Origin of the sequence: Klebsiella sp. ME-303, from assembly GCF_007910085.1 — a bacterium.
In the GTDB taxonomy this organism is placed as follows: domain Bacteria; phylum Pseudomonadota; class Gammaproteobacteria; order Enterobacterales; family Enterobacteriaceae; genus Klebsiella; species Klebsiella michiganensis.
Genome location: NZ_VOJB01000083.1, coordinates 110,901 through 134,293, shown reverse-complemented (window position 1 = coordinate 134,293; position 23,393 = coordinate 110,901). Strand labels below are relative to the sequence as shown.

22 protein-coding genes are annotated in these 23,393 nt (G+C 56.5%); 15 read left to right on the top strand and 7 right to left on the bottom strand.

What is annotated here, in order from left to right; genetic code table 11:
• Window positions 1-4: 4 nt before the first annotated feature.
• The 4 genes from FQK12_RS17445 to xthA form a co-directional block, all read right to left on the bottom strand.
• Window positions 5-556, bottom strand: a complete 552-nt coding sequence (locus FQK12_RS17445; protein ID WP_014228973.1) for a carboxymuconolactone decarboxylase family protein — start codon at window positions 554-556, stop codon at window positions 5-7.
• Window positions 553-1,251 carry a TVP38/TMEM64 family protein gene (locus tag FQK12_RS17440; protein ID WP_014228974.1) on the bottom strand — a complete coding sequence of 233 codons (699 nt, stop codon included), beginning with the start codon at window positions 1,249-1,251 and terminating at the stop codon, window positions 553-555. Before FQK12_RS17440 ends, FQK12_RS17445 begins: the two co-directional genes overlap by 4 nt.
• Window positions 1,241-1,873 (bottom strand): TVP38/TMEM64 family protein, encoded by a 633-nt coding sequence (locus FQK12_RS17435; RefSeq protein ID WP_369816092.1) that lies wholly within the window; start codon window positions 1,871-1,873, stop codon window positions 1,241-1,243. The genes FQK12_RS17440 and FQK12_RS17435 overlap by 11 nt, the downstream gene beginning before the upstream one ends.
• A 213-nt stretch (window positions 1,874-2,086) precedes the next feature.
• On the bottom strand, window positions 2,087-2,893 hold the full coding sequence (xthA, locus tag FQK12_RS17430; protein ID WP_014228976.1) for an exodeoxyribonuclease III: 807 nt from the start codon (window positions 2,891-2,893) through the stop codon (window positions 2,087-2,089).
• 444 nt (window positions 2,894-3,337) lie between these two features.
• On the opposite strand from xthA, the gene FQK12_RS17425 reads away from it, so the two are divergent.
• The 8 genes from FQK12_RS17425 (at window position 3,338) to FQK12_RS17390 (ending at window position 12,974) form a co-directional block, all read left to right on the top strand.
• On the top strand, window positions 3,338-4,558 hold the full coding sequence (locus tag FQK12_RS17425) for an aspartate aminotransferase family protein (protein ID WP_014228977.1): 1,221 nt from the start codon (window positions 3,338-3,340) through the stop codon (window positions 4,556-4,558).
• Window positions 4,555-5,589, top strand: coding sequence for an arginine N-succinyltransferase (astA, locus tag FQK12_RS17420; RefSeq protein ID WP_014228978.1), 1,035 nt, complete (start codon window positions 4,555-4,557; stop codon window positions 5,587-5,589). Before FQK12_RS17425 ends, astA begins: the two co-directional genes overlap by 4 nt.
• The gene (gene astD / locus FQK12_RS17415) at window positions 5,586-7,064 is read left to right on the top strand and encodes a succinylglutamate-semialdehyde dehydrogenase (protein ID WP_014228979.1); all 1,479 of its coding nucleotides are present in this window, start codon (window positions 5,586-5,588) and stop codon (window positions 7,062-7,064) included. Before astA ends, astD begins: the two co-directional genes overlap by 4 nt.
• Window positions 7,061-8,386: an N-succinylarginine dihydrolase gene (gene astB, locus FQK12_RS17410; RefSeq protein WP_009653522.1), complete on the top strand. Its 1,326-nt coding sequence runs from the start codon at window positions 7,061-7,063 to the stop codon at window positions 8,384-8,386. The genes astD and astB overlap by 4 nt, the downstream gene beginning before the upstream one ends.
• Before the next feature lie 9 nt (window positions 8,387-8,395).
• A complete protein-coding gene (gene astE, locus FQK12_RS17405; protein ID WP_014228980.1) occupies window positions 8,396-9,361 on the top strand; it encodes a succinylglutamate desuccinylase in 966 nt (321 codons plus the stop codon).
• Between the two features lie 349 nt (window positions 9,362-9,710).
• On the top strand, window positions 9,711-10,193 hold the full coding sequence (gene spy, locus FQK12_RS17400) for an ATP-independent periplasmic protein-refolding chaperone Spy (RefSeq protein WP_014228981.1): 483 nt from the start codon (window positions 9,711-9,713) through the stop codon (window positions 10,191-10,193).
• A 191-nt stretch (window positions 10,194-10,384) separates the two neighbouring features.
• Window positions 10,385-10,927, top strand: coding sequence for a LemA family protein (locus FQK12_RS17395; protein ID WP_014228982.1), 543 nt, complete (start codon window positions 10,385-10,387; stop codon window positions 10,925-10,927).
• Between the two features lie 4 nt (window positions 10,928-10,931).
• Window positions 10,932-12,974, top strand: a complete 2,043-nt coding sequence (locus tag FQK12_RS17390) for a DUF2207 domain-containing protein (RefSeq protein ID WP_014228983.1) — start codon at window positions 10,932-10,934, stop codon at window positions 12,972-12,974.
• Between the two features lie 34 nt (window positions 12,975-13,008).
• On the opposite strand, the gene cho is transcribed toward FQK12_RS17390, so the two are convergent.
• Both cho and nadE read right to left on the bottom strand, forming a co-directional pair.
• Window positions 13,009-13,869, bottom strand: coding sequence for an excinuclease Cho (gene cho, locus FQK12_RS17385; protein ID WP_004850082.1), 861 nt, complete (start codon window positions 13,867-13,869; stop codon window positions 13,009-13,011).
• Between the two features lie 106 nt (window positions 13,870-13,975).
• Window positions 13,976-14,803 (bottom strand): ammonia-dependent NAD(+) synthetase, encoded by an 828-nt coding sequence (gene nadE / locus FQK12_RS17380; protein WP_004850083.1) that lies wholly within the window; start codon window positions 14,801-14,803, stop codon window positions 13,976-13,978.
• Between the two features lie 230 nt (window positions 14,804-15,033).
• On the opposite strand from nadE, the gene osmE reads away from it, so the two are divergent.
• The 7 genes from osmE (at window position 15,034) to chbG (ending at window position 20,976) form a co-directional block, all read left to right on the top strand.
• Window positions 15,034-15,372, top strand: a complete 339-nt coding sequence (osmE, locus tag FQK12_RS17375) for an osmotically-inducible lipoprotein OsmE (protein ID WP_004850085.1) — start codon at window positions 15,034-15,036, stop codon at window positions 15,370-15,372.
• A gap of 284 nt (window positions 15,373-15,656) precedes the next feature.
• Complete coding sequence (chbB, locus tag FQK12_RS17370; protein ID WP_004101340.1) at window positions 15,657-15,977, top strand: PTS N,N'-diacetylchitobiose transporter subunit IIB; 321 nt, start codon at window positions 15,657-15,659, stop codon at window positions 15,975-15,977.
• 167 nt (window positions 15,978-16,144) lie between these two features.
• Window positions 16,145-17,503, top strand: a complete 1,359-nt coding sequence (chbC, locus tag FQK12_RS17365) for a PTS N,N'-diacetylchitobiose transporter subunit IIC (protein ID WP_004850089.1) — start codon at window positions 16,145-16,147, stop codon at window positions 17,501-17,503.
• A 53-nt stretch (window positions 17,504-17,556) separates the two neighbouring features.
• A complete protein-coding gene (gene chbA / locus FQK12_RS17360; RefSeq protein ID WP_004850090.1) occupies window positions 17,557-17,904 on the top strand; it encodes a PTS N,N'-diacetylchitobiose transporter subunit IIA in 348 nt (115 codons plus the stop codon).
• Window positions 17,905-17,916: 12 nt separating this feature from the next.
• Window positions 17,917-18,756: a transcriptional regulator ChbR gene (gene chbR / locus FQK12_RS17355; RefSeq protein WP_071532282.1), complete on the top strand. Its 840-nt coding sequence runs from the start codon at window positions 17,917-17,919 to the stop codon at window positions 18,754-18,756.
• 102 nt (window positions 18,757-18,858) lie between these two features.
• Entirely contained in the window at window positions 18,859-20,205 is a 1,347-nt protein-coding gene (locus tag FQK12_RS17350) for a 6-phospho-beta-glucosidase (RefSeq protein ID WP_009653470.1), read from the top strand.
• Between the two features lie 12 nt (window positions 20,206-20,217).
• On the top strand, window positions 20,218-20,976 hold the full coding sequence (gene chbG, locus FQK12_RS17345) for a chitin disaccharide deacetylase (protein ID WP_014228984.1): 759 nt from the start codon (window positions 20,218-20,220) through the stop codon (window positions 20,974-20,976).
• Between the two features lie 42 nt (window positions 20,977-21,018).
• Here chbG and katE read toward each other — a convergent pair whose 3' ends face one another.
• Window positions 21,019-23,277 carry a catalase HPII gene (gene katE, locus FQK12_RS17340; protein WP_014228985.1) on the bottom strand — a complete coding sequence of 753 codons (2,259 nt, stop codon included), beginning with the start codon at window positions 23,275-23,277 and terminating at the stop codon, window positions 21,019-21,021.
• Window positions 23,278-23,393: the final 116 nt, after the last annotated feature.

The following is a 23,393-nucleotide window of genomic DNA, read 5'->3' as shown; positions in this document are numbered from 1 at the left end:
CTCCTTATGGTTTTGAATCGGTTGGGATCCGGCACAATCCCTGGGCGGGGATCGCCATGGCCGAATTAAAGCGCGCCGACAGGTTTTGTAAACCGATCAGCGCCGTGAGTTCGGTGAGCGCGCGGGCGTCAAACTGGCCTGCCAGCCTGTCGCGCAGCGCATCGTCGACCACCGGCGGCGTCATGCTGGCCGCCTCGGCATACTCCAGCGCCAGCCGCTCGCGGTCGCTGAACAGCGCGCTGTCCCGCCATTCGGCGACCGCCAGCAGCTTAGCGCTGCCGCCGCTGCGTTCCGCCAGCTTCATATTGGTGATATCAATGCAAAACTCGCACAGGCACAGCTGCGCGACGCGGGCGCTGACCAGCGATCTCAGCACCGGATCGAGGGGCGAACGCTTGCGTTCCAGATAGCCGACGAACATCGACACCAGGTAAAACACCAGCGGAATACGGCCCCACCAGCGGATAGGGCTGAGCACCTCGCCGTAGTGGCGACGATGCAGCCAGGCCTGCGGGCGAAGAATCAGCGGAATGGACTTCAGAGGGGGTAAGCTCATCGTGAACGCCTCTTTTGTTGTTCAAGATAGAGCGCTTTCGCGACGACCACCACAATCGCCAGCGCAAACAGGATCGATAAACCGGTCACCAGCCAGAATGTGCCGCCGGTCAGCAGGCTGCCGGTCCACGAATAGACTATCGTCGCGGGCAGCTGGCCGAGACCGGTGGCCAGCATAAAGTGGCGAAAGCGCATTGACGTCAGCCCGGCGGCGTAGCTCACCGGGTCGAAGGGAACGAAAGGGAGCAGACGGCAGATTAATATGGTGTGTTTGCCGTAGCGGGTAAAAAAGCCATCCGTACTCTGCAGTACGCTCTTGCCGGTGAGCTTTTCCACCGCGTCGCGGCCGAGCGCTCTGGCGATAAAAAAGCACAGCGCCGCGCCGGCCATCGCGCTCACCCACGACAGCGCGCCGCCCCAGAAGGCGCCGAACAGGGAAGCGTTAGCGAAGGTGATCAGGAAGGCGGGAAGCGGGGCGATAATCGCCTGCAAAATCATCAGGGCGAAGGAGACCAGCGCCGCCTGCGGGCCCCAGGAGTCGATAAAGCGTTCAATAGCCTGCTGATCGAGCGTGGCAAAAGCGGCGAGGCTGCGCTGCATAAACTCATTGACGCCGGGTATCAGCCACCATGCCAGCAGAAGCGTAAACAGCGTCATGCCGATGGCTATCCGGTAGCGCGCGTTGCTATTTTTCATCGTTAGCCTGTATCCGTGATGTCTCGATTCGCCGATAGCGGGCATAGCTTTTCGCCGCCTGAATCAGGACAAATAAAGCCAGCCCCGCGAGGGTCAGCTTCAGTATAAACAGGGGGGTGATACCCTCGCGGATAAGCTCGCTGGCCATCAGCGTATAGATAAATATGCCGGGCAAGGTGGTGAGGGCGGAAATAAAGGTAAACGTCCAGAACGGAATCGCCGTCAGGCCATAGGCGTAGTTCTGAACATTATAGGGAAACAGCGGGATGAGCCGGGTCAGAATTAAAAAATCGGTGCCGCTACGGGCGATGCCTTTTTCAATGGCCTGAAATATCGCCGTCTGCCCGACGTATTTAAGCAGCAGCTCGCGGCCCAGCCAGCGGGCGAACAGAAACGACGCGGAGGAGGCGAGCGTCGCCGCCAGCAGCGATAGCAAAGTTCCCGCCAGCGGACCGAAAATCACCCCGCCGGCAATCACTAAAAGAGTGCCCGGTAGCAAAAACAGGGTGGCGACGATAAACAGCAGAATATAGAGCGTATAGCCGAAGGCGCCGCTCTGGCGGATCATTTCGCGCAGACGATCAAAATGGGTAACCAGCCCGGCAAAACCCGACTGCTGAATAAGACAGGCGACAATGCTCAATATCACCACAACAAAAAGCAGCTTATATTCTGCTTTATGACGGCTTCTTTTGCATTGGGTTCTCCTGTATGGCGCGGGCGGTCTGAAGTGCGCGCGACAGTATAATAGTTTGCCGCCGTTCACAATCTCTGACGGCGGCTTTTTTGATATGGCTCAGGCTCTCCGGACGGGAGAGCCTGACGGAGGGAATATTTAGACTTTAAAGGTCGCCCATACCGGCGCGTGGTCGGACGGCTTTTCCATTGCGCGAATTTCGTAGTCGATACCGGTTTCGATGCAGCGCTGCGCCAGCGGGGTGCTTGCCAGCAGCAGATCGATACGCAGCCCGCGGTTATCGTCAAAGCCCTTAGAGCGATAGTCGAACCACGAGAAGTGTTCGTTATCCTGCGGATTCGCATGGCGGTAAGTATCCACCAGGCCCCAGCTCAGCAGGCGCTCCATCCATTCGCGCTCTTCCGGCAGGAAGGAACACTTGCCGGTACGCAGCCAGCGCTTGCGGTTCTCTTCACCGATGCCGATATCGAGATCGGTCGGGCTGATATTCATGTCGCCCATGATCAGTACCGGATTCTCTTTATTCAGTTCGGTATCAAGGTAGTTTTGCAGGTTCTGATAAAACGCCGCCTTCGCCGGGAATTTGGTTTCATGATCGCGACTTTCGCCCTGCGGGAAATAGCCGTTAATCACCGTCACGTTGCCAAACGGGGAAGGGATTTCCGCCATGATGATGCGGCGCTGGGCCTCTTCACCATCGTTTGGGAAACCGCGGCGCACGGAGATCGGCGTCTCTTTGGTCAGCAGCGCGACGCCGTAATGGCCTTTCTGCCCGTGATAAAAGACGTTATAGCCCAGCTTTGCCACCTCTTCGAGAGGAAACATATCGTCGTGAACTTTGGTTTCCTGTAGGCCGATGACGTCGGGCTGGTGTTTATCGATGATGGCGGCCAGCTGATGCGGGCGGGCACGCAGGCCGTTGATATTAAAAGAGACAAATTTCATAGTCGCTGCCACTGTGCAAGGTGAATAGTGCAGGGATGGTAGCAGAAATTCGCCGGGCTGGCTGCGCAAAGGCGCTTTATTCTGCCGATTGCAGCGGTTGGTAGCCTGTTTGCACAAACTGTGCACCATTCTGGAACGCGCTGCGCCAAAAAAGGGCGATTATTGCCGATAAATTTCGTCAAGGATCACAATTACAGAATTATATCTTACCCCTGCATAATCTTTCTTTTTATTCCACTGCAAAAGCCTCTTTTAGTATTTTTATTCACTTTTTATGCATTTTATGTGAATAACGGTATTTCGTAACTTATTGATATTTCGTTGACGACCTCGATTTATGCATTTTTACCTCTGGCTGGCACGAACCGTGCAATCTACATTTACAGCGTAATAACCATATTCATTAACATTATTTAAACTTTTTATTTACCGGAAGAGGTCGATATGTCTCAGTCAATTACGCGTAGCAACTTTGATGAATGGATGATGCCTGTATACGCGCCAGCGGCTTTTATTCCGGTACGCGGCGAGGGGTCACGCCTGTGGGATCAGCAGGGAAAAGAGTATATCGATTTTGCCGGCGGCATTGCGGTGAACGCCCTCGGCCACGCTCATCCTCGGCTGGTTAAAGCGCTGACCGCGCAGGCGGAAAAGTTCTGGCATACCGGTAACGGCTATACCAATGAGCCGGTATTGCGTCTGGCTAAGCAGCTGATTGACGCCACTTTTGCCGACCGGGTCTTTTTCTGTAACTCCGGGGCCGAAGCCAACGAAGCGGCGCTAAAACTGGCGCGCAAATATGCCCACGATCGTTTCGGCAGCGAGAAAAGCGGCATCGTGGCGTTCAAGAATGCCTTCCACGGCCGCACGCTGTTTACCGTTTCCGCGGGCGGCCAGCCGGCCTATTCGCAGGATTTTGCGCCGCTGCCGCCGCAGATTCAGCACGCCATCTATAACGACCTCGACTCGGCAAAGGCGCTGATCGACGACAATACCTGCGCGGTGATCGTTGAACCGATGCAGGGTGAAGGCGGCGTCGTGCCTGCGGATGCGGACTTCCTGCGCGGCCTGCGTGAACTGTGCGATGAGCACAACGCGCTGCTGATTTTCGACGAAGTCCAGACCGGCGTCGGCCGTACCGGGGAGCTGTACGCCTATATGCACTACGGCGTGACGCCGGACGTGCTTTCCACCGCGAAAGCGCTGGGCGGCGGTTTCCCGATCGGCGCGCTGCTGGCATCGGAGCGCTGCGCCAGCGTGATGACCGTCGGCACCCACGGCACGACCTACGGCGGCAACCCGCTGGCCTGCGCGGTGGCGGGAGAAGTGTTTGCCATCGTCAACACCCGCGAAGTGCTCAGCGGCGTTAAGCAGCGCCATCAATGGTTCTGCGAACGGCTCAACGCGATTAACGCACGTTACGGCCTGTTTAAAGAGATTCGCGGCCTGGGGCTGCTTATCGGCTGCGTGCTGAAGGATGAATATGCCGGCAAGGCGAAGACCATCAGTAATGAGGCGGCGGAAGAGGGGCTGATGATGCTGATCGCCGGCGCCAACGTGGTGCGTTTCGCTCCGGCGCTGATTATCAGCGAAGAAGAGATCAACGCCGGGCTGGATCGCTTCGAACTGGCCTGCAAACGCTTTCTCGCGGGGGTCTCATCATGATGGTGATCCGTCCTGTAGAAAAAGGCGATCTGCCGGGGCTAATGACTCTGGCGGGCGAGACCGGCGGCGGCCTGACGTCGCTGCCGGCCGATGAAGCCACGCTGGCCGCGCGCATTGAACGTTCGCAGATGACCTGGCGCGGCGAGCTGCCGAAAAGCGAGCAGGGTTATGTGTTCGTTCTTGAGGACTGCGCCAGCGGCGCGGTAGCGGGAATTTGCGCCATTGAGGTGGCCGTGGGGCTTAACGACCCCTGGTACAACTATCGCGTCGGTACCCAGGTGCACGCATCGAAAGAGCTTAACGTCTACAACGCCCTGCCGACGCTGTTTCTCAGTAACGACCATACCGGCAGCAGCGAACTGTGTACGCTGTTCCTGGACCCAAAATGGCGTAAAGAGGGCAACGGCTATCTGCTGTCGAAATCGCGTTTTCTGTTTATGGCCGCCTTTCGCGAACGTTTCAACGATAAGGTCGTGGCGGAAATGCGCGGCGTCATTGACGAACACGGCTACTCGCCGTTCTGGGAGAGTCTCGGGAAACGCTTCTTCGCGATGGAGTTCTCCCGCGCCGACTACCTGTGCGGCACCGGGCAGAAGGCGTTTATCGCCGCGCTGATGCCGAAGCACCCGCTGTATATCGACTTTTTAAGCGACGAAGCACGAGCGGTCATCGGCGAGGTCCATCCGCAAACCGCGCCGGCACGCGCGGTGCTGGAGAAAGAGGGATTTCGCTATCTCAACTACGTCGATATCTTCGACGGCGGCCCGACGCTGGAGTGCGAAATTGACCGGGTGCGGGCCATTCGCAAAAGCCGGCTGGTCACCGTCGTTGAAGGCCAGCCCGCGCCGGGCGAGTGGCCGGCCTGTCTGGTTGCTAATGAGCAGTACCAGCAGTTTCGCGCCATGCTGGTTCACGCCGACCCGGAGAGCGACCGCCTGGTGCTAAGCGCGCGCGAGCTGGATGCCCTGAAATGCCACCCCGGCGACCAGATTCGCCTGGTTCGTCTGTGCCCTGAGGAGAAAAAATCATGAGTTTATGGATTAACGGCGACTGGCAAAGCGGTCGCGGCCCGGCCCGTAGTAAACATAACCCGGTAAGCCAGGCGCTGCTGTGGCAGGGCAACGATGCCGATGCCGGGCAGGTGGCGCTGGCGGTCACCGCGGCGCGCGCGGCGTTTCCCGCGTGGGCGCGTCAACCGTTTGCCGCCCGGAAAGCGATAGCGGAAAAGTTTGCTTCGTTACTGGAAGCGAACAAAGGCGAATTAACCCGGATTATCGCCCAGGAGACCGGCAAACCGCGCTGGGAAGCGGCAACGGAAATTACCGCGATGATCAACAAAATCGCCATTTCGGTGAACGCGTATCATAGCCGTACGGGGGAAGCGCAGACCGCGATGGCGGACGGAGAGGCGACGCTGCGCCATCGGCCGCACGGCGTGCTGGCGGTCTTTGGCCCCTACAATTTTCCCGGACACTTGCCTAACGGGCATATCGTTCCGGCGCTGCTGGCGGGAAATACCGTGGTATTCAAACCCAGCGAGCTGACGCCTCAAAGCGGAGAGGCGGTGGTGAAGCTATGGGCCGAAGCCGGCCTGCCGCCGGGCGTGCTTAACCTGCTCCAGGGCGGGCGGGAAACCGGCGAAGCGCTGAGCGGCCAGGCGGACATCGACGGCCTGCTATTTACCGGCAGCTCTGCGACGGGTTTTCAACTTCATCGTCAGCTTGCCGGGCAGCCGGAAAAAATTCTCGCTCTTGAGATGGGCGGCAACAACCCGCTGATCGTCGATGACCCACAGGATATCGACGCCGCGGTCCATCTGACCATTCAGTCGGCGTTTATTACTGCCGGACAGCGCTGTACCTGCGCGCGGCGGCTGCTGGTAAAACGCGGCCAGATCGGCGATGCGTTTCTTCAGCGGCTTGTGACGGTGTCACAAACGCTGATTCCCGACGCGTGGGACGCTGAACCTCAGCCGTTCCTCGGCGGGTTAATTTCAGCGCAGGCCGCGCAAAAGGTACATCAGGCCTGGCTGGCCCACGTGGCCAGCGGCGGAAAAACCCTGCTGGAGCCGCGCCTGCTGCAGGCCGGAACCTCGCTGCTGACGCCGGGTATTATCGAAATGAGCGCGGTGGCGCAGGTGGCCGACGAAGAGGTCTTCGGGCCGCTGCTCTGCGTCTGGCGCTATGACCATTTCGATGAGGCGATTGCCCTCGCTAACGCGACCCGTTTCGGGCTTTCCTGCGGGCTGATCTCCGCCGAACGCGACAAATTCGACCAGCTGCTGCTGGAGGCGCGGGCCGGGATCGTTAACTGGAACAAACCCTTAACCGGCGCCGCCAGCACCGCGCCGTTCGGCGGTACCGGCGCTTCCGGTAACCACCGGCCGGGGGCGTGGTACGCCGCAGACTATTGCGCCTGGCCGATGGCCAGTCTCGAATCACCGGAGCTGGCGCTGCCGGCAACCCTCAGCCCCGGGCTGAATTTCCGTAAGGAGACATCACAATGAAAGCCCGGGAAGTGAACTTTGACGGGCTGCCGGGCCTGACCCACCACTATGCGGGTTTATCTTTCGGCAACGAAGCCTCGACGAAGCACCGCTATCGGGTGTCGAACCCGCAGCTGGCGGCAAAGCAGGGGCTGAAAAAAATGAAAGCGCTGGCGGATGCTGGCTATCCGCAGGCGCTGATCCCGCCGCAGGAGCGGCCAAACATTCCGCTGTTGCGGCAGATCGGTTTTAGCGGTAGCGATGAGCAGGTGCTGGAAAAGGCGGCGCGCCAGGCGCCGGAACTGCTCTCGGCGGTCAGCTCCGCGTCATCGATGTGGGTGGCTAACGCCGCCACGGTCTCGCCCTCGGCCGATTCGCTGGATGGCCGGGTGCATCTGACCGTCGCCAACCTGAACGATAAATTCCATCGCGCCAGCGAAGCGCCGACCACCGAAGCGCTGCTGCGGGCGATTTTCCCCGATGAGCAGCGGTTTGCTGTACACGGCGCCCTGCCCCAGGTATCGCTGTTCGGCGATGAAGGGGCGGCAAACCACAACCGCCTCGGCGGCGACTACGGCGCGCCCGGCGTGCAGCTGTTTATTTACGGCCGCCAGCAGGGGGGCGAAGATAATCCGCTGCGCTACCCGGCGCGGCAGACGCTCGAGGCCAGCCAGGCCGTCGCCCGCCTGAATCAGGTCAATCCCCGGCAGGTGATTTTCGCCCGACAAAATCCGGCGGTGATTGATAAGGGCGTGTTTCATAACGATGTGATTGCGGTAAGCAATCAGCAGGTGCTGTTTTGCCACGAGCAGGCGTTTGTTGACCAGCCGCAGCTCCTGCAGCAGCTGGCGCAGCAGGTCTCCGGCTTTACGCCGCTGGTGGTGCCGGCGAGTCAGGTTTCGGTGGAAGAGGCGGTGGCGACCTATCTGTTCAACAGCCAGCTGCTAAGCAAAGAAGAAGGCGGGATGCGGCTGATTTTGCCGCTGGAAGCGCAGGAACACCCGGGCGTCTGGCGCTACCTGAACCGGCTGGTGGAGGGCGATAACCCCATCGATGAGCTACAGGTTTACGATCTGCGCGAAAGCATGGCCAACGGCGGCGGCCCGGCCTGCCTGAGGCTGCGGGTGGTGCTGACGGAGGACGAGCGACAGGCGGTGAATCCGGCGGTCATGATGAACGATACGCTGTTCGCCACCCTTAATGACTGGGTAGACCGCTACTATCGCGATCGCCTGACCCAGGTCGATCTCGCGGATCCGCAGCTGCTGCGCGAAGGCCGCGAGGCGCTCGACCGCTTAACGCAAATCCTGCGCCTGGGCTCAGTGTATCCGTTTCAGCAATAAGGAGGCGTCGTGGACGACTTTCTGGCACTTACTCTGGCGGGGCGTCTGCCCCACCATTTCCATGGTCAAACCGCGCATTTCCGCTGGCACTGGATTGACTGCGGTATTCTGCAGCTCATTCCTCATGAACCCTGCGATCGGTCATTGGTTTTGTCATCCGGGCTTCACGGCAATGAAACCGCGCCGGTCGAAATCACCGATTTACTGCTGCGGCAGCTGTTTCGTGGGGAAATACCGCTCCGCTGGCGGCTGCTGGCGATCTTTGGTAACCCTCCGGCGCTGCGGGCCAACAAGCGCTATATGCACAGCGATATCAACCGGATGTTCGGCGAGCGATGGCGCGCTTTTAGCGCCAGCGATGAAACCGTTCGCGCCCGGCAGCTGGAGCATGCGCTGGCGCGATTTTATGCCGGGACGCCCGGCGAGCGCTGGCACCTGGATTTACATACCGCCATACGCGGTTCTCTGCATACCCGCTTTGGTGTCCTGCCAGCGCGGGATACGCCGTGGGATGAAGCGTTTTTGCGTTGGTTAGGGGCTGCAGGGCTGGAGGCGCTGGTGTTTCATCAGCAGCCTGGCGGGACTTTTACCCATTTCAGCTGCGAACGCTTCGGCGCGCGCTCCTGCACGCTGGAGCTCGGCAAGGCGCTACCTTTTGGCGAAAACGATCTGCGCTTGTTCGCGACGACTCAACGCGCGCTGTCGCTGCTGCTGGCGGGAGAAGTGGCGGCGGAAGAGGCGCACGCGCCGCTGCGCTACAGGGTGGTACAGCAAATTACCCGCAGCAGCGACAGTTTCCGGCTGCATATGTCGGCGCAGACGCTGAACTTTACGCCGTTTGCCGCCGGGACGCTGCTTGCTGAGGATGGCGATACCCGCTACATAGTGGAAAGGGAGCAAGAGTACGTTTTGTTTCCCAACCCCAGCGTCGCCTTCGGCCAGCGCGCCGGGCTCATGCTGGAGCGCTTCCGGTGAATCCGTCGCCCGTCCGGGCGGCGGCATTTATTTCAGCGTTTATTTTTCCGCAGCCATCTTATTTTTTCGTGCTCTGTCCATTGATTGCAGATTATTCCTGGTTAAATGCTTTGTTTTTAATCTCCGCTGATTTATAATCTTCATAATTTCCCACTAAAACAGTTGCTTATTTATTTTCTATTGCATTTGTTCCCTCATTTTCCTTATTTTCTCCATAATTGGCGAGAAAATGTTTTTTACACTTTCAATGTTTTACGCTTGCTCTGATTAATTGACGATAAACGTCGTAAAGTTAATCTCGTCAACACGGCAACGCGCCGTAAGAATAACGCAAAGTAAGGATTGAACTATGAAGAAGATTACTGCACTGTTTGTTGCCTCTACTCTGGCTCTGGGCGCGGCTAACCTGGCCCACGCGGCTGACGCTACTGCAACCCCAACCGATAACGCGCCGATGATGCATCATAAGCGCGGACCTGCGGGCCCACATGAAATGATGTTTAAAGGGCTGAACCTGACCGATGCGCAGAAAACGCAAATCCGCGACATTATGAAGAGCCAGCGCGACAACATGAAGCGTCCGTCCCTGGATGAGCGCCGCGCGATGCATGAGCTGGTAGCCAGCGATACCTTCGATAAGGCAAAAGCGGAAGCGCAGATTGATAAGATGGAAGCCCAGCATAAAGAGATGGCGCTGGCTCGTCTGGAAACCCAGAATAAGATTTACAACATTCTGACGCCGGAACAGAAAAAGCAGTTCAATGCCAATTTTGAGAAGCATCTGACAGATCGTAAAGCGCCGGAAGGTAAAATGCCTGCACCTGCTGAATAACTCAGCGCGCTGACTTAAGACCGCCGGTCTTGCCCAATAACGCCAACAGGCTTTGGGCAGGACCGGCGGTTTTTCTTTATCTGTAGCGACAAGCTGATTTACCCGGCAGGGACGAATGTGCCAGTATGAGTGCCATCGCCACGGACTCTGGTGTCCTGGTCTAAAGCCTACTCTGCTCATGGATCTTGCATATGGAAATGTATATCGGCCTCGCCGTCCTCGTTGTCGTCCTCATCTGGGTCGTGATGACCTATAACCGCTTTATCTCCCTGCGACGTTTCAAAGACGAAGCCTGGAGCGGCATTGCCGTACAGCTTAAGCGCCGCCACGACCTGGCGCCGAATCTGCTGAGCCTGGTGAAACGCTATGCGCAGCATGAAAAAGAACTGCTGGAAGAGATCTCCCGCCAGCGCGGCGAACTGGTCGGAAGCACCCGACAGATCGCCGACAGCGAACGCCAGTACTCGGGTACGCTAGGGCGCGTTTTCGCGCTTGGCGAAGCGTACCCGGAACTTAAAGCCAGCGAAAACTACCTTGCCTTACAGCAATCTCTCAGCGAAATAGAAGAGCAGCTGCAGATGGCTCGCCGCTACTTCAACGGTACGGTGCGCGATTTCAATATCCTGGTCGAGTCTTTCCCCAGCCTGCTGCTGGCGCGACTGTTTAATTTTCAAACGGAAGTGTTCTTCGAGCTGGACTCACCAGAAGAAGCTAAATCACCGCGGATGGCGTGATTAAATGGCGAATTTACTTTTTCGGGGGCTGCGCACCCTCGTCCTGCTGCTGCTTCTGAACATCAGCGCGGCTTTTGCCGCCGGCGACATGATCATCATCAAGGATGCTTCCCAGCTTCCCGCTGGCGCTATTCCAGCGTATGAACATATCCTCTCTTTCGATGCCCGGGCGCGCTTTAACCCGGACGGTAGCATGGAGATGCGGGAAAATATCAAAGTACTTTCTCTGGGCAGGCAGATTCGGCGGGGAATTTTCCGTACGCTGCCCCTGACCTGGAACCGCCAGGACGGCAAGATCTTTCGCGTGTATTACGCGATCGAGTCGGTGTCGCGCGATGGCGTGCCTGAGCCGTTTAGCCTTGATGAAGCGGAAAAAAACCTGACGGTACGCATTGGCAGCGGCGAACGGCTCCTGAAACCAGGGATCTATAACTACGAGATTCGCTATCAAATCAGCAACCATTTCAGCCGCTTCCCCGAATGGGATGAGCTTTACTGGAACGTGACGGGCAATGACTGGGCGTGGCCTATCAGCAAGGCCAGCTTTCGTCTTGAACTGCCGGACGCCGCCGGAAATCTCAACGCCGACGCTAAGGACGCCAGAGTGCGGTCGCTTGATGTTTATACCGGCGTCGCAGGGGCGAAAGAACACAACGCGCAGGTGCTTCCTGACGGTAGCGTCCGCACCCTGCGGCCTCTGGCGCGGGGGGAGGGGCTGACCGTGGTCTATACCTGGCCTCGGTCGATCCTTGCCGATGCTCCGGCGCCGGAGGCCGCTTTGCCGCTGGTGCATCTCCTTATCCCCACCCTAAAAACCGGCGTGGTCTGGCTACCTCTGCTGCTGATGGCCGCTTATTACCTGATCTGGTGGCGAAAAAACGTCACCAAAGCCGGGCTAAAAATGCCGCCGGTCGTTGCGCTTTATTCGCCTCCTCCCGGCATGTCTCCGGGCTACCTGCGTTTTATCACCCGGCGTAAATATGATGATGTGGCTTTTAGTAGCGATTTATTAGCGCTGGTGGCTAAACGCGGAATGGCGGTCAGCGGGGACAGTCAACACACCCCTAACCCGTGGCTTGCGAACGCCGGCGTAAAACAGCGGCTGACCCGTTTGCCCGTCGAGGGAAACCGGCAATTAAACTATGATGACAGGCAGCTATTAAGTACGCTTTTTAAAGGTAAACAAAAAAATATCGATCTCAGCAAGGCCCATCAGCGATCGATGCAGACAGCGCGTGAAGAGCAGGAAAAGCGTTGTGAAGCGCAGCGGGATAAATTATTTCGCAAATGGGGGCAGCCGCTGCGGCGCTGCATCTACATTGCGCTGTTGGTGCCGGTGGCCTGCGGTCTTTGGGTTAATACGGAGGCCGCGCTGCTGACGATACCGGCCGCGGTTTTTATGCTGATTGGCGGAGCGATGCTCGCCTGTTTGCTGCGCTTTATATGCCGCCCGCGGGAAATGTGGCGTGCCTGGGGGCCGGTGCCGCTCTTTTTTTTGGCGATCTTCGGCCCCTTCGCGACGCTGGGAGGCGGGATTTTTCTCTTTGGTATACTGCCCATCACCCAGCTTCCGTCAGGATACATTGGCGCGCTTATGGCCGCGCTGGTGCTCTGCGTTTTCGTGGCCTGGAAAACGCCTCGCTATACGCAGCGCGGGCTTGATGAACTGGCTATCGCGAAAGGATTGATGCGCTATCTGGGCACCGCCGAAAAGCATCGTTATCAGATTATCTATCCGCCCGAGCAGATGATTTCCCATTTTGAAGCGCTGCTGCCGGTTGCCCTGGCGCTTGGCGTAGGGAAAACATGGGCAAATACCTTTGCCCACTACCTGAGTAGTACAGGCGCCGTGTCGCATGCGTTTGCCGGCGCCGACTGGGGAAGCGTCCACCACTTCAGCGAAGCCTGCCGAACCGCCTCTATGTCAACGCCGGATAGCGGTTCAGGGAACGGTTCATCATCAGGTTCCGGTTACAGCGGCTCCGGTTCCTCCGGAGGCGGTTCATCCGGAGGCGGCTCTGGCGGGGGCGGCGGGGGCGGCTGGTAATTGCCCCGATAGCGCATCGGGGCTGACATTCGCCTCACAGAGGATGGAGCTTATAGCGGCCGCTGAGCAGCGGCTTACACAATATTTTATAACCGTCATGGTCAAATTTGGCCGACAGGCGCGTGAGTGATGACGCCTGCGACAGAGACTCTACCGCGCCGAGCCAAAGCCAGTTTTGAATAATGTGGTATTGGGTCATATCCTCGCTGCTCTCTTCCAGCGCGATCGCCCCGGCCCAGGGCCAGCATACCAGCTGCATCTTTTGCATATTGTCGACCAGACGCTGCTGGTGTGCTTCAACGCTCTCTTTTCCGCAACAGGCGCCCGCGCAGCGGCCGAGCGCCGAACGAAAGCAGGCCCGCCCGCGGTTGAGCGGCTCGAGGCCCATTAATCCGTAGCACAGGCGATGCTCGTCGGCAATTTTTTGCAGCGCCTGCAGCGCCGCGCGGCGGTTGGCAAAAAGACCATAGAGATCGCTTTGCAGGGAAAAATCCAGCTCGCTGGCGTACACCACCTGCGGACGGGCGTCAGCCAGGCGTAATGAACATAGCTGTCGGTTTTGCCGCAGACGCTTATTGAATAGCGGCTGCTGTTCTTTAATGAGCTGTGCCTCTAATAAGAGTGCGCCCAGCTCTCCCGCCGTTCGTTGCCAGGTAATGCGCCGGGACTGGCGCAGCATCGCCGCTTCGTCGGGCGTGCGCAGATGCGACAACACCCGGCTGCGGATATTCACGCTTTTCCCGATATAGAGCGGTAGGGTATCGCTTTCGCCGTGGAACAGATACACCCCCGGCTGCCTGGGCAAAGCCTCAAGCCACGGACGCAGATGTTCGGGATACTCATAAATTGCCGCCGCTTCAAATTCGAGACGCGGGGCGGATTGCCTTCTTGCCACTTTTGCTCCTGGTGCTGGTTATTTATCCAGTATAGCAGCCGAAGGAAGAGGCGAAAAGGATAAAAAATCGCCCCGAACCGGGTCGGGGCGGAGGGGGAGAGGCGAATTACTTTTTCCAGAAGTCGTCGAAGACCGTAATCGGCGGTCGGCGTTTATGCTCGGTTTTCAAATACCAGCCTTCAATCGTTTTCGCAATTTTCTCATCCAGCGCTTTGCCTTCCAGATAATCATCGATATTTTCGTAGGTCACGCCCAGCGCCACTTCGTCCGGCAGGGAGGGGCGGTCGTCCTCAAGATCGGCGGTCGGCAGCTTTTTATACAGATGCTCCGGGCAGCCTAGCTGGGCCAGCAGCTGTTTGCCCTGGCGTTTGTTAAGGCGAAAGATAGGGTTAATATCCGTACCGCCATCACCGTATTTGGTGAAGAATCCGGTAATGGCTTCCGCTGCATGGTCGGTACCCACCACGACGCCGTGGGTCATTCCGGCGATGCTGTACTGCGCCTTCATGCGTTCGCGGGCTTTTTCGTTACCGCGAACAAAGTCGCTAAGTTCAATCCCGGCCTCGCGCAGCGCCTGTTCGCTGGCCAGCACGGCGCCTTTGATATTGACCGTTAATACGCGATCCGGCTGAATAAAAGCGATAGCGTCCTGGCAGTCCTGCTCATCCGCCTGCACGCCGTAGGGCAGGCGCACGGCAATAAACTGCAGGCTGCTGTCACCGGTTTCGGCACGCAGTTCGTTGATGGCTAACTGACACAATTTACCGGTTAGCGTTGAATCCTGGCCGCCGCTGATGCCGAGGACCAGTGATTTAATAAAAGGGTATCTCTGAAGATAGGCCTTCAAAAAGTCTACGCTGCGGCGTATCTCGGCTTCGACATCGATCTGGGGTTTTGCGCCCAGCGCCTGAATAATCTCTTGTTGTAGCGTCATTGCGCCCTCCGGGAAGTGAATCTGTTTGCCAATAAGCAGTGGTTTAACCTACCTCTTTGCCGGTAAAACGACAAGGATCACAATTTTGAGTGAAGCAAAAGCAGGCAACCTCAACAAGAGGGGATTTATTATTGGAAAGCTCTTAATTTCGCTTCATTTCCACCTTCGGCTTGAAAAATAACGATATTTATTCCAGGCTTATTAACACGCCAAAAAAAAGAGGATGGTATATGAACAAGCATTTTGCAGGATTTCTGGGCGCAGCAGCAGTATTGACCCTGCTGGCAGGGTGTACGGCCTACGACCGTACGAAAGATCAGTTCACTCAACCCGTGGTTAAAGACGTTAAGAAAGGCATGACCCGCGCGCAGGTTGCGCAAATTGCCGGTAAACCTTCATCAGAAGTCACCATGATCCACGCGCGCGGTACCTGCCAGACATATATCCTGGGTCAACGCGATGGTAAAATTGAAACCTACTTCGTTGCGCTGGATGAAACCGGCCGCGTGATGAATTCTGGCTATCAAACCTGCGCCGAGTACGATACCGACCCGCGCAACAGTAAGTAACGCCCCGCCATAGTGCTGATTCCTACGAAAGCCCGACCAGTGGTCGGGTTTTTTTATGAGTTCTGATGCTTATTTAATTGCGCGAATTATTTGAGGGAAATGTGAAGGCAGTCAAAACGCGAGGTCAATGAGAGACAATTCTGTTCAAGGAGGAATTATCCTGCTGCCGATCGATGCCGTATACTCAATGCATAAACAATACTAATTCAAAGAAACATCTCTTACCGCCTCTCAGGCATCAATGCTGCAGAGAGGACCGGGTCACACAAATTGAGGAAGCGTTCATGGAAAAGAAACATATCTACCTGTTCTGTTCTGCCGGGATGTCGACATCACTGCTGGTATCGAAAATGCGTGCCCAGGCCGAGAAGTATGAAGTGCCGGTGATTATTGAAGCATTTCCGGAGACCTTAGCCGGTGAAAAAGGACCTGATGCGGATGTCGTATTATTAGGCCCACAAATTTCCTATATGCTGCCGGACATTCAGCGTTTACTGCCAAATAAACCCGTAGAAGTCATTGATTCTGTTTTGTACGGTAAGATCGATGGTTTAGGTGTTCTGAAAGCGGCCGTTGCGGCCATTAAGAAAGCTGCTGCACAATAATTTTATTTTAAAACTCGACATATTTCGGATAGCAGCGGTTAGAATTTCGTGAGGGTGTGTTTTAGCTGCTCGCTGTCCGAAATACCCAGAGTTTATTTTCCCGTCAAAGAGTAATTTCATCTATCATTGCCGCAGTGACTATATTGCGGCCTTAAAGGGTATTTATTATGAGTAAAGTGATTGACTCGCTTGAAAAGGTACTCCTGCCTTTTGCCGTCAAAATAGGAAGGCAGCCCCACGTCAATGCAATTAAAAACGGCTTTATTAAGTTAATGCCATTGACGCTAGCCGGGGCGATGTTTGTTTTAATTAACAACGTATTTTTGAGCTTTGGCGACGGCTCATTCTTTTATTCAATGGGCATCCGTCTGGATGCGTCTACAATAGAAACGCTTAACGGTTTTAAAGCTATCGGCGGTAACGTTTATAACGGTACGCTTGGCATTATGTCGCTGATGGCGCCTTTCTTTATTGGCTCCGCTTTAGCTGAGGAGCGGAGAGTAGACCCGATGGCCGCCGGTTTACTGGCCGTTGCGGCATTTATGACCGTCACGCCTTATAGCGTCGGTGAAGCCTACGCCGTGGGCGCGAACTGGTTAGGCGGCGCCAATATCATTTCTGGTATTGTCATCGGTCTGGTCGTTGCCGAGATGTTCACCTTTATCGTTCATCGCAACTGGGTGATTACGCTGCCGTCCAGCGTGCCGGCTTCGGTTTCCCGTTCATTCTCTGCGGTTATTCCGGCCTTTATCATCCTCTCGATTATGGGGATTATCTCCTGGGCGTTGACCCACTGGGGGACTAACTTCCACCAGATCATCATGGACACTATCTCCACGCCGCTGGCTTCAATGGGCGCCGTCGTAGGCTGGGCATACGTCATTTTCACCTCGCTGCTGTGGTTCTTCGGCGTACACGGGTCGCTGGCGCTGTCAGCGCTGGATAGCGGAATCATGACGCCGTGGGCGCTGGAAAACATCGCAACCTACCAGCAGTACGGTTCCGTCGAGGCCGCGCTGGCCGCGGGTAAGAGCTTCCATATGTGGGCCAAGCCGATGCTGGATTCCTACATCTTCCTTGGCGGTACCGGCGCGACTCTGGGCTTAATCATCGCCATCTTTATCGCTTCACGTCGTGAGGATCATCGTCAGGTGGCGAAACTGGCGCTGCCGTCAGGCATCTTCCAGATTAACGAGCCAATCCTGTTCGGTCTGCCGATCATTATGAACCCGGTGATGTTTATCCCCTTCATTCTGATTCAGCCTCTGCTGGCGGCTATCACCATGACGGCTTATACCCTGGGCATCATCCCGCCGATTACCAATATCGCGCCGTGGACCATGCCAACCGGTTTAGGCGCCTTCTTTAACACCAACGGTAGCGTAGCCGCTCTGCTGCTGGCCCTGTTCAACCTTGCCGTGTCCACCCTGGTCTACCTGCCGTTTGTGGTGATTTCCAACAAAGCGCAGGGCGTCATTGAGCAGGAAGAGAGCGAAGAAGATATCGCTAACGCACTGAAATTCTAATATTGAACGGTACGGGAGATTTCCCGTACCGTCCTGGAAATAAGGGAGTCATTATGTTTGATCTGGATAACATCGCAGCAGAAGAGACCGCGGTAAACGACCTCGAAGAGGTGGTGATGGGGCTGATTATCAACTCCGGTCAAGCGCGCAGCCTGGCTTATGCCGCGCTGAAGCAGGCAAAGCAGGGAGATTTCGAGGCGGCGAAAACGATGATGGAACAGTCGCGCATGGCGCTGAGCGAAGCGCACCTTGTGCAGACGCAGCTGATTGAGAGCGATGAGGGTGAAGGCAAAATGAAGGTGAGCCTGGTGCTGGTTCATGCGCAGGATCATCTGATGACCTCAATGCTGGCTCGTGAGCTGGTTGCCGAATTGATTGAGCTGCACGAGAAGGTACAATAGGTCATCGACACGATGAGGCAGCCAAAGATGATGACCACTGAAATCAGTACCGCCCGGGAGCAACAACTCTTTAACGGCAAGAACTTTCATGTGGTCATCTATAACAAAACGGAGAGCGTAAGCGGGCTTCACCAGCATGATTACTACGAGTACACCATCGTTTTAACCGGGCGCTATTATCAGGTTATTAATGGCAAGCGGGTGCTGCTGGAGCGCGGGGATTTTGTCTTCATCCCAATGGGGTCGCATCACCAGAGTTTTTATGAATTTGGTGCGACGCGCATTCTTAACGTTGGCATCAGCAAAAGTTTCTTTGAGAAACACTATCTGCCGCTGCTGCCGTTTGGTCTGGTCGCCTCACAGGTCTATGCCGTTAAAAGTACTTTTCTCAGTTATATTGAGTCGGTTATTGCATCACTGAATTTTCGCGAAACTGAATTCGACGAATTTATCGAGCTGGTGTCTTTTTACACCCTGAATCGTTTGCGGCATTATCGTGAAGAACCTACGGAAGACGTTATTCCGCAATGGTTAAAAAATACCGTTGAGGGTATGCACGATAAGCTTAAATTTGGCGAGGGGGCGCTGGAAAATATGGTCGAGCTTTCCGGGAAAACTCAGGAATACTTAACCCGGGCGACCCAGCGTTATTACGCCAAAACGCCGATGCAGATGATTAACGATATTCGCATCAACTTCGCCAAAAAACAGCTGGAGATAACCAACTACTCGGTGACCGATATCGCCTATGAGTCGGGGTACAGTAGCCCAAGTCTGTTTATTAAAACATTCAAGAAGCTGACTTCTTTTACCCCCAGCAGCTATCGGAAACACCTCACCAGTATTAATTAACCGGGCGCGGAATAGTCCGCGCGGTCTAAATATTCAAATTAACTGTCCGTATTTAAACGGAGAGCGGGTGCCGCATACGCGCTATCCGCAAGGGAGAAAAAGATGAGCCAGAAATTGAAGGTAGTGACTATCGGCGGCGGCAGCAGCTATACCCCGGAATTACTGGAAGGATTCCTGAAGCGTTACCATGAACTGCCGATTAGCGAACTGTGGCTGGTGGACGTCGCGGAAGGGCAGGAAAAGCTCGATATAATCCACGCGCTGTGCCAGCGCATGGTGGAAAAAGCCGGCGTCCCGATGAAAGTCTACAAGACCCTCGATCGCCGCGCGGCGCTGGAAGGCGCAGATTTCGTCACCACCCAGCTGCGCGTCGGCCAGCTTAAGGCGCGCGAAAAGGATGAGCGTATTCCGCTGAGCCACGGCTATTTAGGCCAGGAAACCAACGGCGCGGGCGGACTGTTTAAAGGTCTGCGCACCATTCCGGTCATTTTTGACATTGTGAAAGATGTGCAGGAAGTCTGTCCGAACGCCTGGGTGATTAACTTTACCAACCCGGCGGGTATGGTGACCGAAGCGGTTTATCGTCATACCGGCTTTAAGCGCTTTATCGGCGTATGCAATATTCCTATCGGCATGAAGATGTTTATCACCGATGTGCTGAAGCTGAGCCCGAGCGATGAGCTCAATATCGATCTGTTTGGTCTGAATCATCTGGTGTTCGTGCGGGATGTGCTGGTCAACGGCGTTTCGCGCTTTGACGAGCTGCTTGACGGCGTGGCGTCGGGTCGATTGAGCGCAAACTCGGTGAAAAATATCTTTGATTTGCCGTTTAGCGAAGGGCTGCTCCGTTCGCTGCGCCTGATCCCTTGTTCCTATCTGCTCTACTACTTTAAGCCAAAAGAGATGCTGGCGATTGAAATGGGCGAGTACTACAAAGGCGGCGCCCGCGCGCAGGTGGTGCAGAAGGTTGAGAAACAGCTGTTTGAGCTATACAAAGATCCGGATCTGAACGTTAAACCAAAAGAGCTGGAACAGCGCGGCGGGGCGTATTACTCCGACGCGGCCTGTGAAGTGATTAACGCCATTTACAATGATAAGCAGGCCGAACATTACGTGAACGTGCCGCACCATGGCCACGTGGATAACATCCCGGCCGACTGGGCGGTCGAGATGACCTGTACGCTGGGTCGCGACGGTGCGAAACCGACGCCGCGCATCACGCATTTCGACGAAAAAGTGCTGGGACTGATTTACACCATTAAAGGCTTTGAAGTCGCGGCCAGCGAAGCGGCAATCAGCGGTAAACTGGATGACGTGCTGCTGGCGCTTAACCTGAGCCCGCTGATCCACTCCGATCGTGACGCCGAACAGCTGGCGCGTGAGATGATCCTTGCGCACGAGCAGTGGCTGCCAAACTTTGCGGCGACTATCGAAAAACTGAAACAGTAACGGGAGCGGCTTATGGAACGCGTGTTAATCGTCAATGCCGATGATTTTGGCCTCAGCAAAGGGCAAAACTACGGCATTATCGAAGCCTGCAAGAACGGTCTGGTCACCTCCACGACGGCGCTGGTCAACGGCGCGGCGATCGGCCACGCTGCCCAGCTTAGCCGCTGCGTCCCTGAGCTGGCGGTGGGGATGCACTTTGTCCTGACGCTGGGCGAACCGCTGTCGGCGATGCCGGGCTTAACCCGCGAAGGTCGTCTCGGTAAGTGGATTTGGCAGATGGCGGAAGAGGATAGCCTGCCGCTGGATGAGATCGCGCACGAGCTGGAGTGCCAGTACCGGCGCTTTGTCGAGCTGTTTGGCCATGAGCCGACGCATATCGACAGCCATCACCATGTGCATATGATTGCGCAGATTTACCCCATCGTCGCGGCCTTTGCGCGCGAGAAGGGGGTGGCGCTGCGGATCGATCGGCAACTGGCGACGCTGTCAGGTTTAGCGCAGGATGCGGCGCGCAGCAGCGACGGGTTTACCAGCGAGTTTTACGGGGAAGGGGTTTCGGAAGCGCTGTTTCTGCAAACCCTGGATGCCTCTATCCAGCGTGATGAGCGATCGCTGGAGGTGATGTGCCACCCGGCGTTCGTTGATAACACGATTATGGGTAGCGCCTATTGCTACCCGCGCCTGACCGAACTGGACGTGCTCACCGCCGAGTCGCTGAAGTATGCGATTGCCGAGCGCGGCTACCGGCTCGGCACCTATCGCGATGTGTAAGTAAAGAGAAGTGAGAAGCCCGGCAGAAATGCCGGGCTTTTTTTACGCCGGGATCGCGGAGATTTTGGCGCTTCTCGACCACACCCGATGCGCCGCCATCAGGGTAATCAGCGCATCCACCGACGCATTATCGATGGCGTCCGTCTCAACGATGCCTTCTTCCCCCTGACTGGCAACCTGCAGCGGCGCTTTGCACTGCCGGGCATCGCCTGCCAGCAGAATCGGCTTCAGGTGTTTATAGGCTTCCAGCAGGTAGTAGTGGAAATCACCGTTGTTGCTCAGGCTTTGCAGATCGCCGCCGGGAACAATGACCGCGTCCACGGTAAGCGATGGCGACCCGGCAAAGGTCCCGGCCACCGGCAGCTCGGTACCGTCATCGGCCTGCACTTTCCCCATTCGGGAATAGAGTAGTTTGGCATGCACCCCGTGCGCTTTCAGCGCCTTGAGCAGCGTCAGGAGCTCTTTGGCGACCGGACGATCGTTAAGCAGTACCGCTACCACCCGGCCTTTTACGTCACCGCTGGGAATAGCGTACAGGCTTAACGTAGGATCCTTTTTCAGACCGTTAACATCCGGCGGCGGCGTGATGCTGCGCTGTTCGTCGGTGAGCTCAATACCCAGATTTTTACCCACCGCCTGAGCCAGCTGCAGGTCGATATGCGCCAGCTGATCGACCACCCGCTCGCGGATCCACTCCCTGACGACCTTGCTCAGCTCGAAGCTGAATCCGTCGATAATATGCTGCTGCTCAATAGGCGTCTGGCTACGCCAGAACAGCAGGGGCTGCGAGTAATATTCGCCAAACGACGGACTGCGCTGGCGAATCTTTTCCCCGTCAACCCGCTCGGCATAGGATTCAAAGCCGCCGCGTTTAGCGGCCGGCGGCGTCTCCCGCGGCCAGTTATCGTTGATGGAGTTAGGTTCATAGTTTGCCGGGTTGGTATCAATATCCATCCGGTGCATGCCGTCACGCTGGAAATTATGGTACGGGCAGGTGGGTTTATTGATCGGAATTTCATGGAAATTCGGCCCGCCGAGGCGGCTGATCTGCGTATCGGTATAGGAGAAGAGTCGGCCCTGCAGCAGCGGATCGTTGCTGAAGTCTATCCCCGGAACGATATGCCCTGGATGGAAGGCCGCCTGTTCGTTTTCGGCAAAGAAGTTGTCCGGGTTGCGATTGAGGACCATCTTACCGACGCGCTGCACCGGGACCAGCGCTTCCGGAATCAGCTTGGTGGGATCCAGCAGATCGAAATCAAAAGCAAACTCGTCCTCTTCCGGGATCAGCTGTAAGCCCAGCTCGTACTCAGGATAATCGCCGGCTTCAATCGCTTCCCATAAATCACGGCGGTGGAAATCGGGATCGCGACCGGTCAGCTTTTGCGACTCGTCCCATACCAGGGAGGCTTTGCCCGCGACCGGCTTCCAGTGAAAACGTACGAAGGTGGCTTTACCTTCCGCGTTAATCAGGCGGAAGGTGTGGATGCCGAACCCTTCCATCGTGCGGTAGCTGCGGGGCAGTCCGCGGTCGGACATCGCCCACATCACGTTATGCAGCGTTTCGGGCTGCAGTGAGACGTAATCCCAGAACGTGTCGTGCGCGCTTTGCCCCTGCGGGACGGCCCAGTGCGGCTCGGGTTTGACCGCGTGGACGAAATCAGGGAACTTGATCGCGTCCTGAATAAAAAAGATCGGCGTGTTGTTGCCGACCAGGTCAAAGATGCCCTCGTCGGTATAAAACTTGGTGGCAAAGCCGCGGATGTCGCGCACCGTATCGGCGGAGCCTGCGCCGCCCTGAACGGTGGAAAACCGGACGAAGACCGGCGTTTTTTTCTGCGGATCGCAGAGGAAAGCCGCTTTGGTGATATCGCTTAAATCGCTGTACGCCTGGAAATAGCCGTGCGCAGCGGAGCCGCGGGCATGGACGATCCTCTCAGGAATGCGCTCGTGGTCAAAATGGGTGATTTTTTCGCGCAGGATAAAATCTTCCAGCAGCGTGGGGCCGCGTTTGCCCGCGCGCAGCGAGTTCTGGTCGTCTGCGATGCGTACGCCCTGATTGGTGGTGAGCGCAAAATCCTCGCCGCCTTTACGCTGTTTTTCAAGGGCATCGAGCTTTTCGCTGCGCGTATCCGGGGCTTTCATACTGCCCGGGGCGGTCGGCTCTTCACCTGGGGCGGTGGGATGCGGCGTGGGCCGCCAGTTCTGATCTTCGGGGGCTAAGGCATCCAGACCTGGTTTTGCTTCCCGGTCGTCGTGAACCGGTGATTGATGGGGTTGCGGGTTATGGTGTTTATCAGACATTGCTCGCTCCTGCTTTCATTGCTGAAAATGGTCGTTGCTAAACCAAAACCCTTCTAATTGTAGAACATCATTTCAAGAATATATTTTTATAAGAGTTTTACTACTAAAGGGCCGCA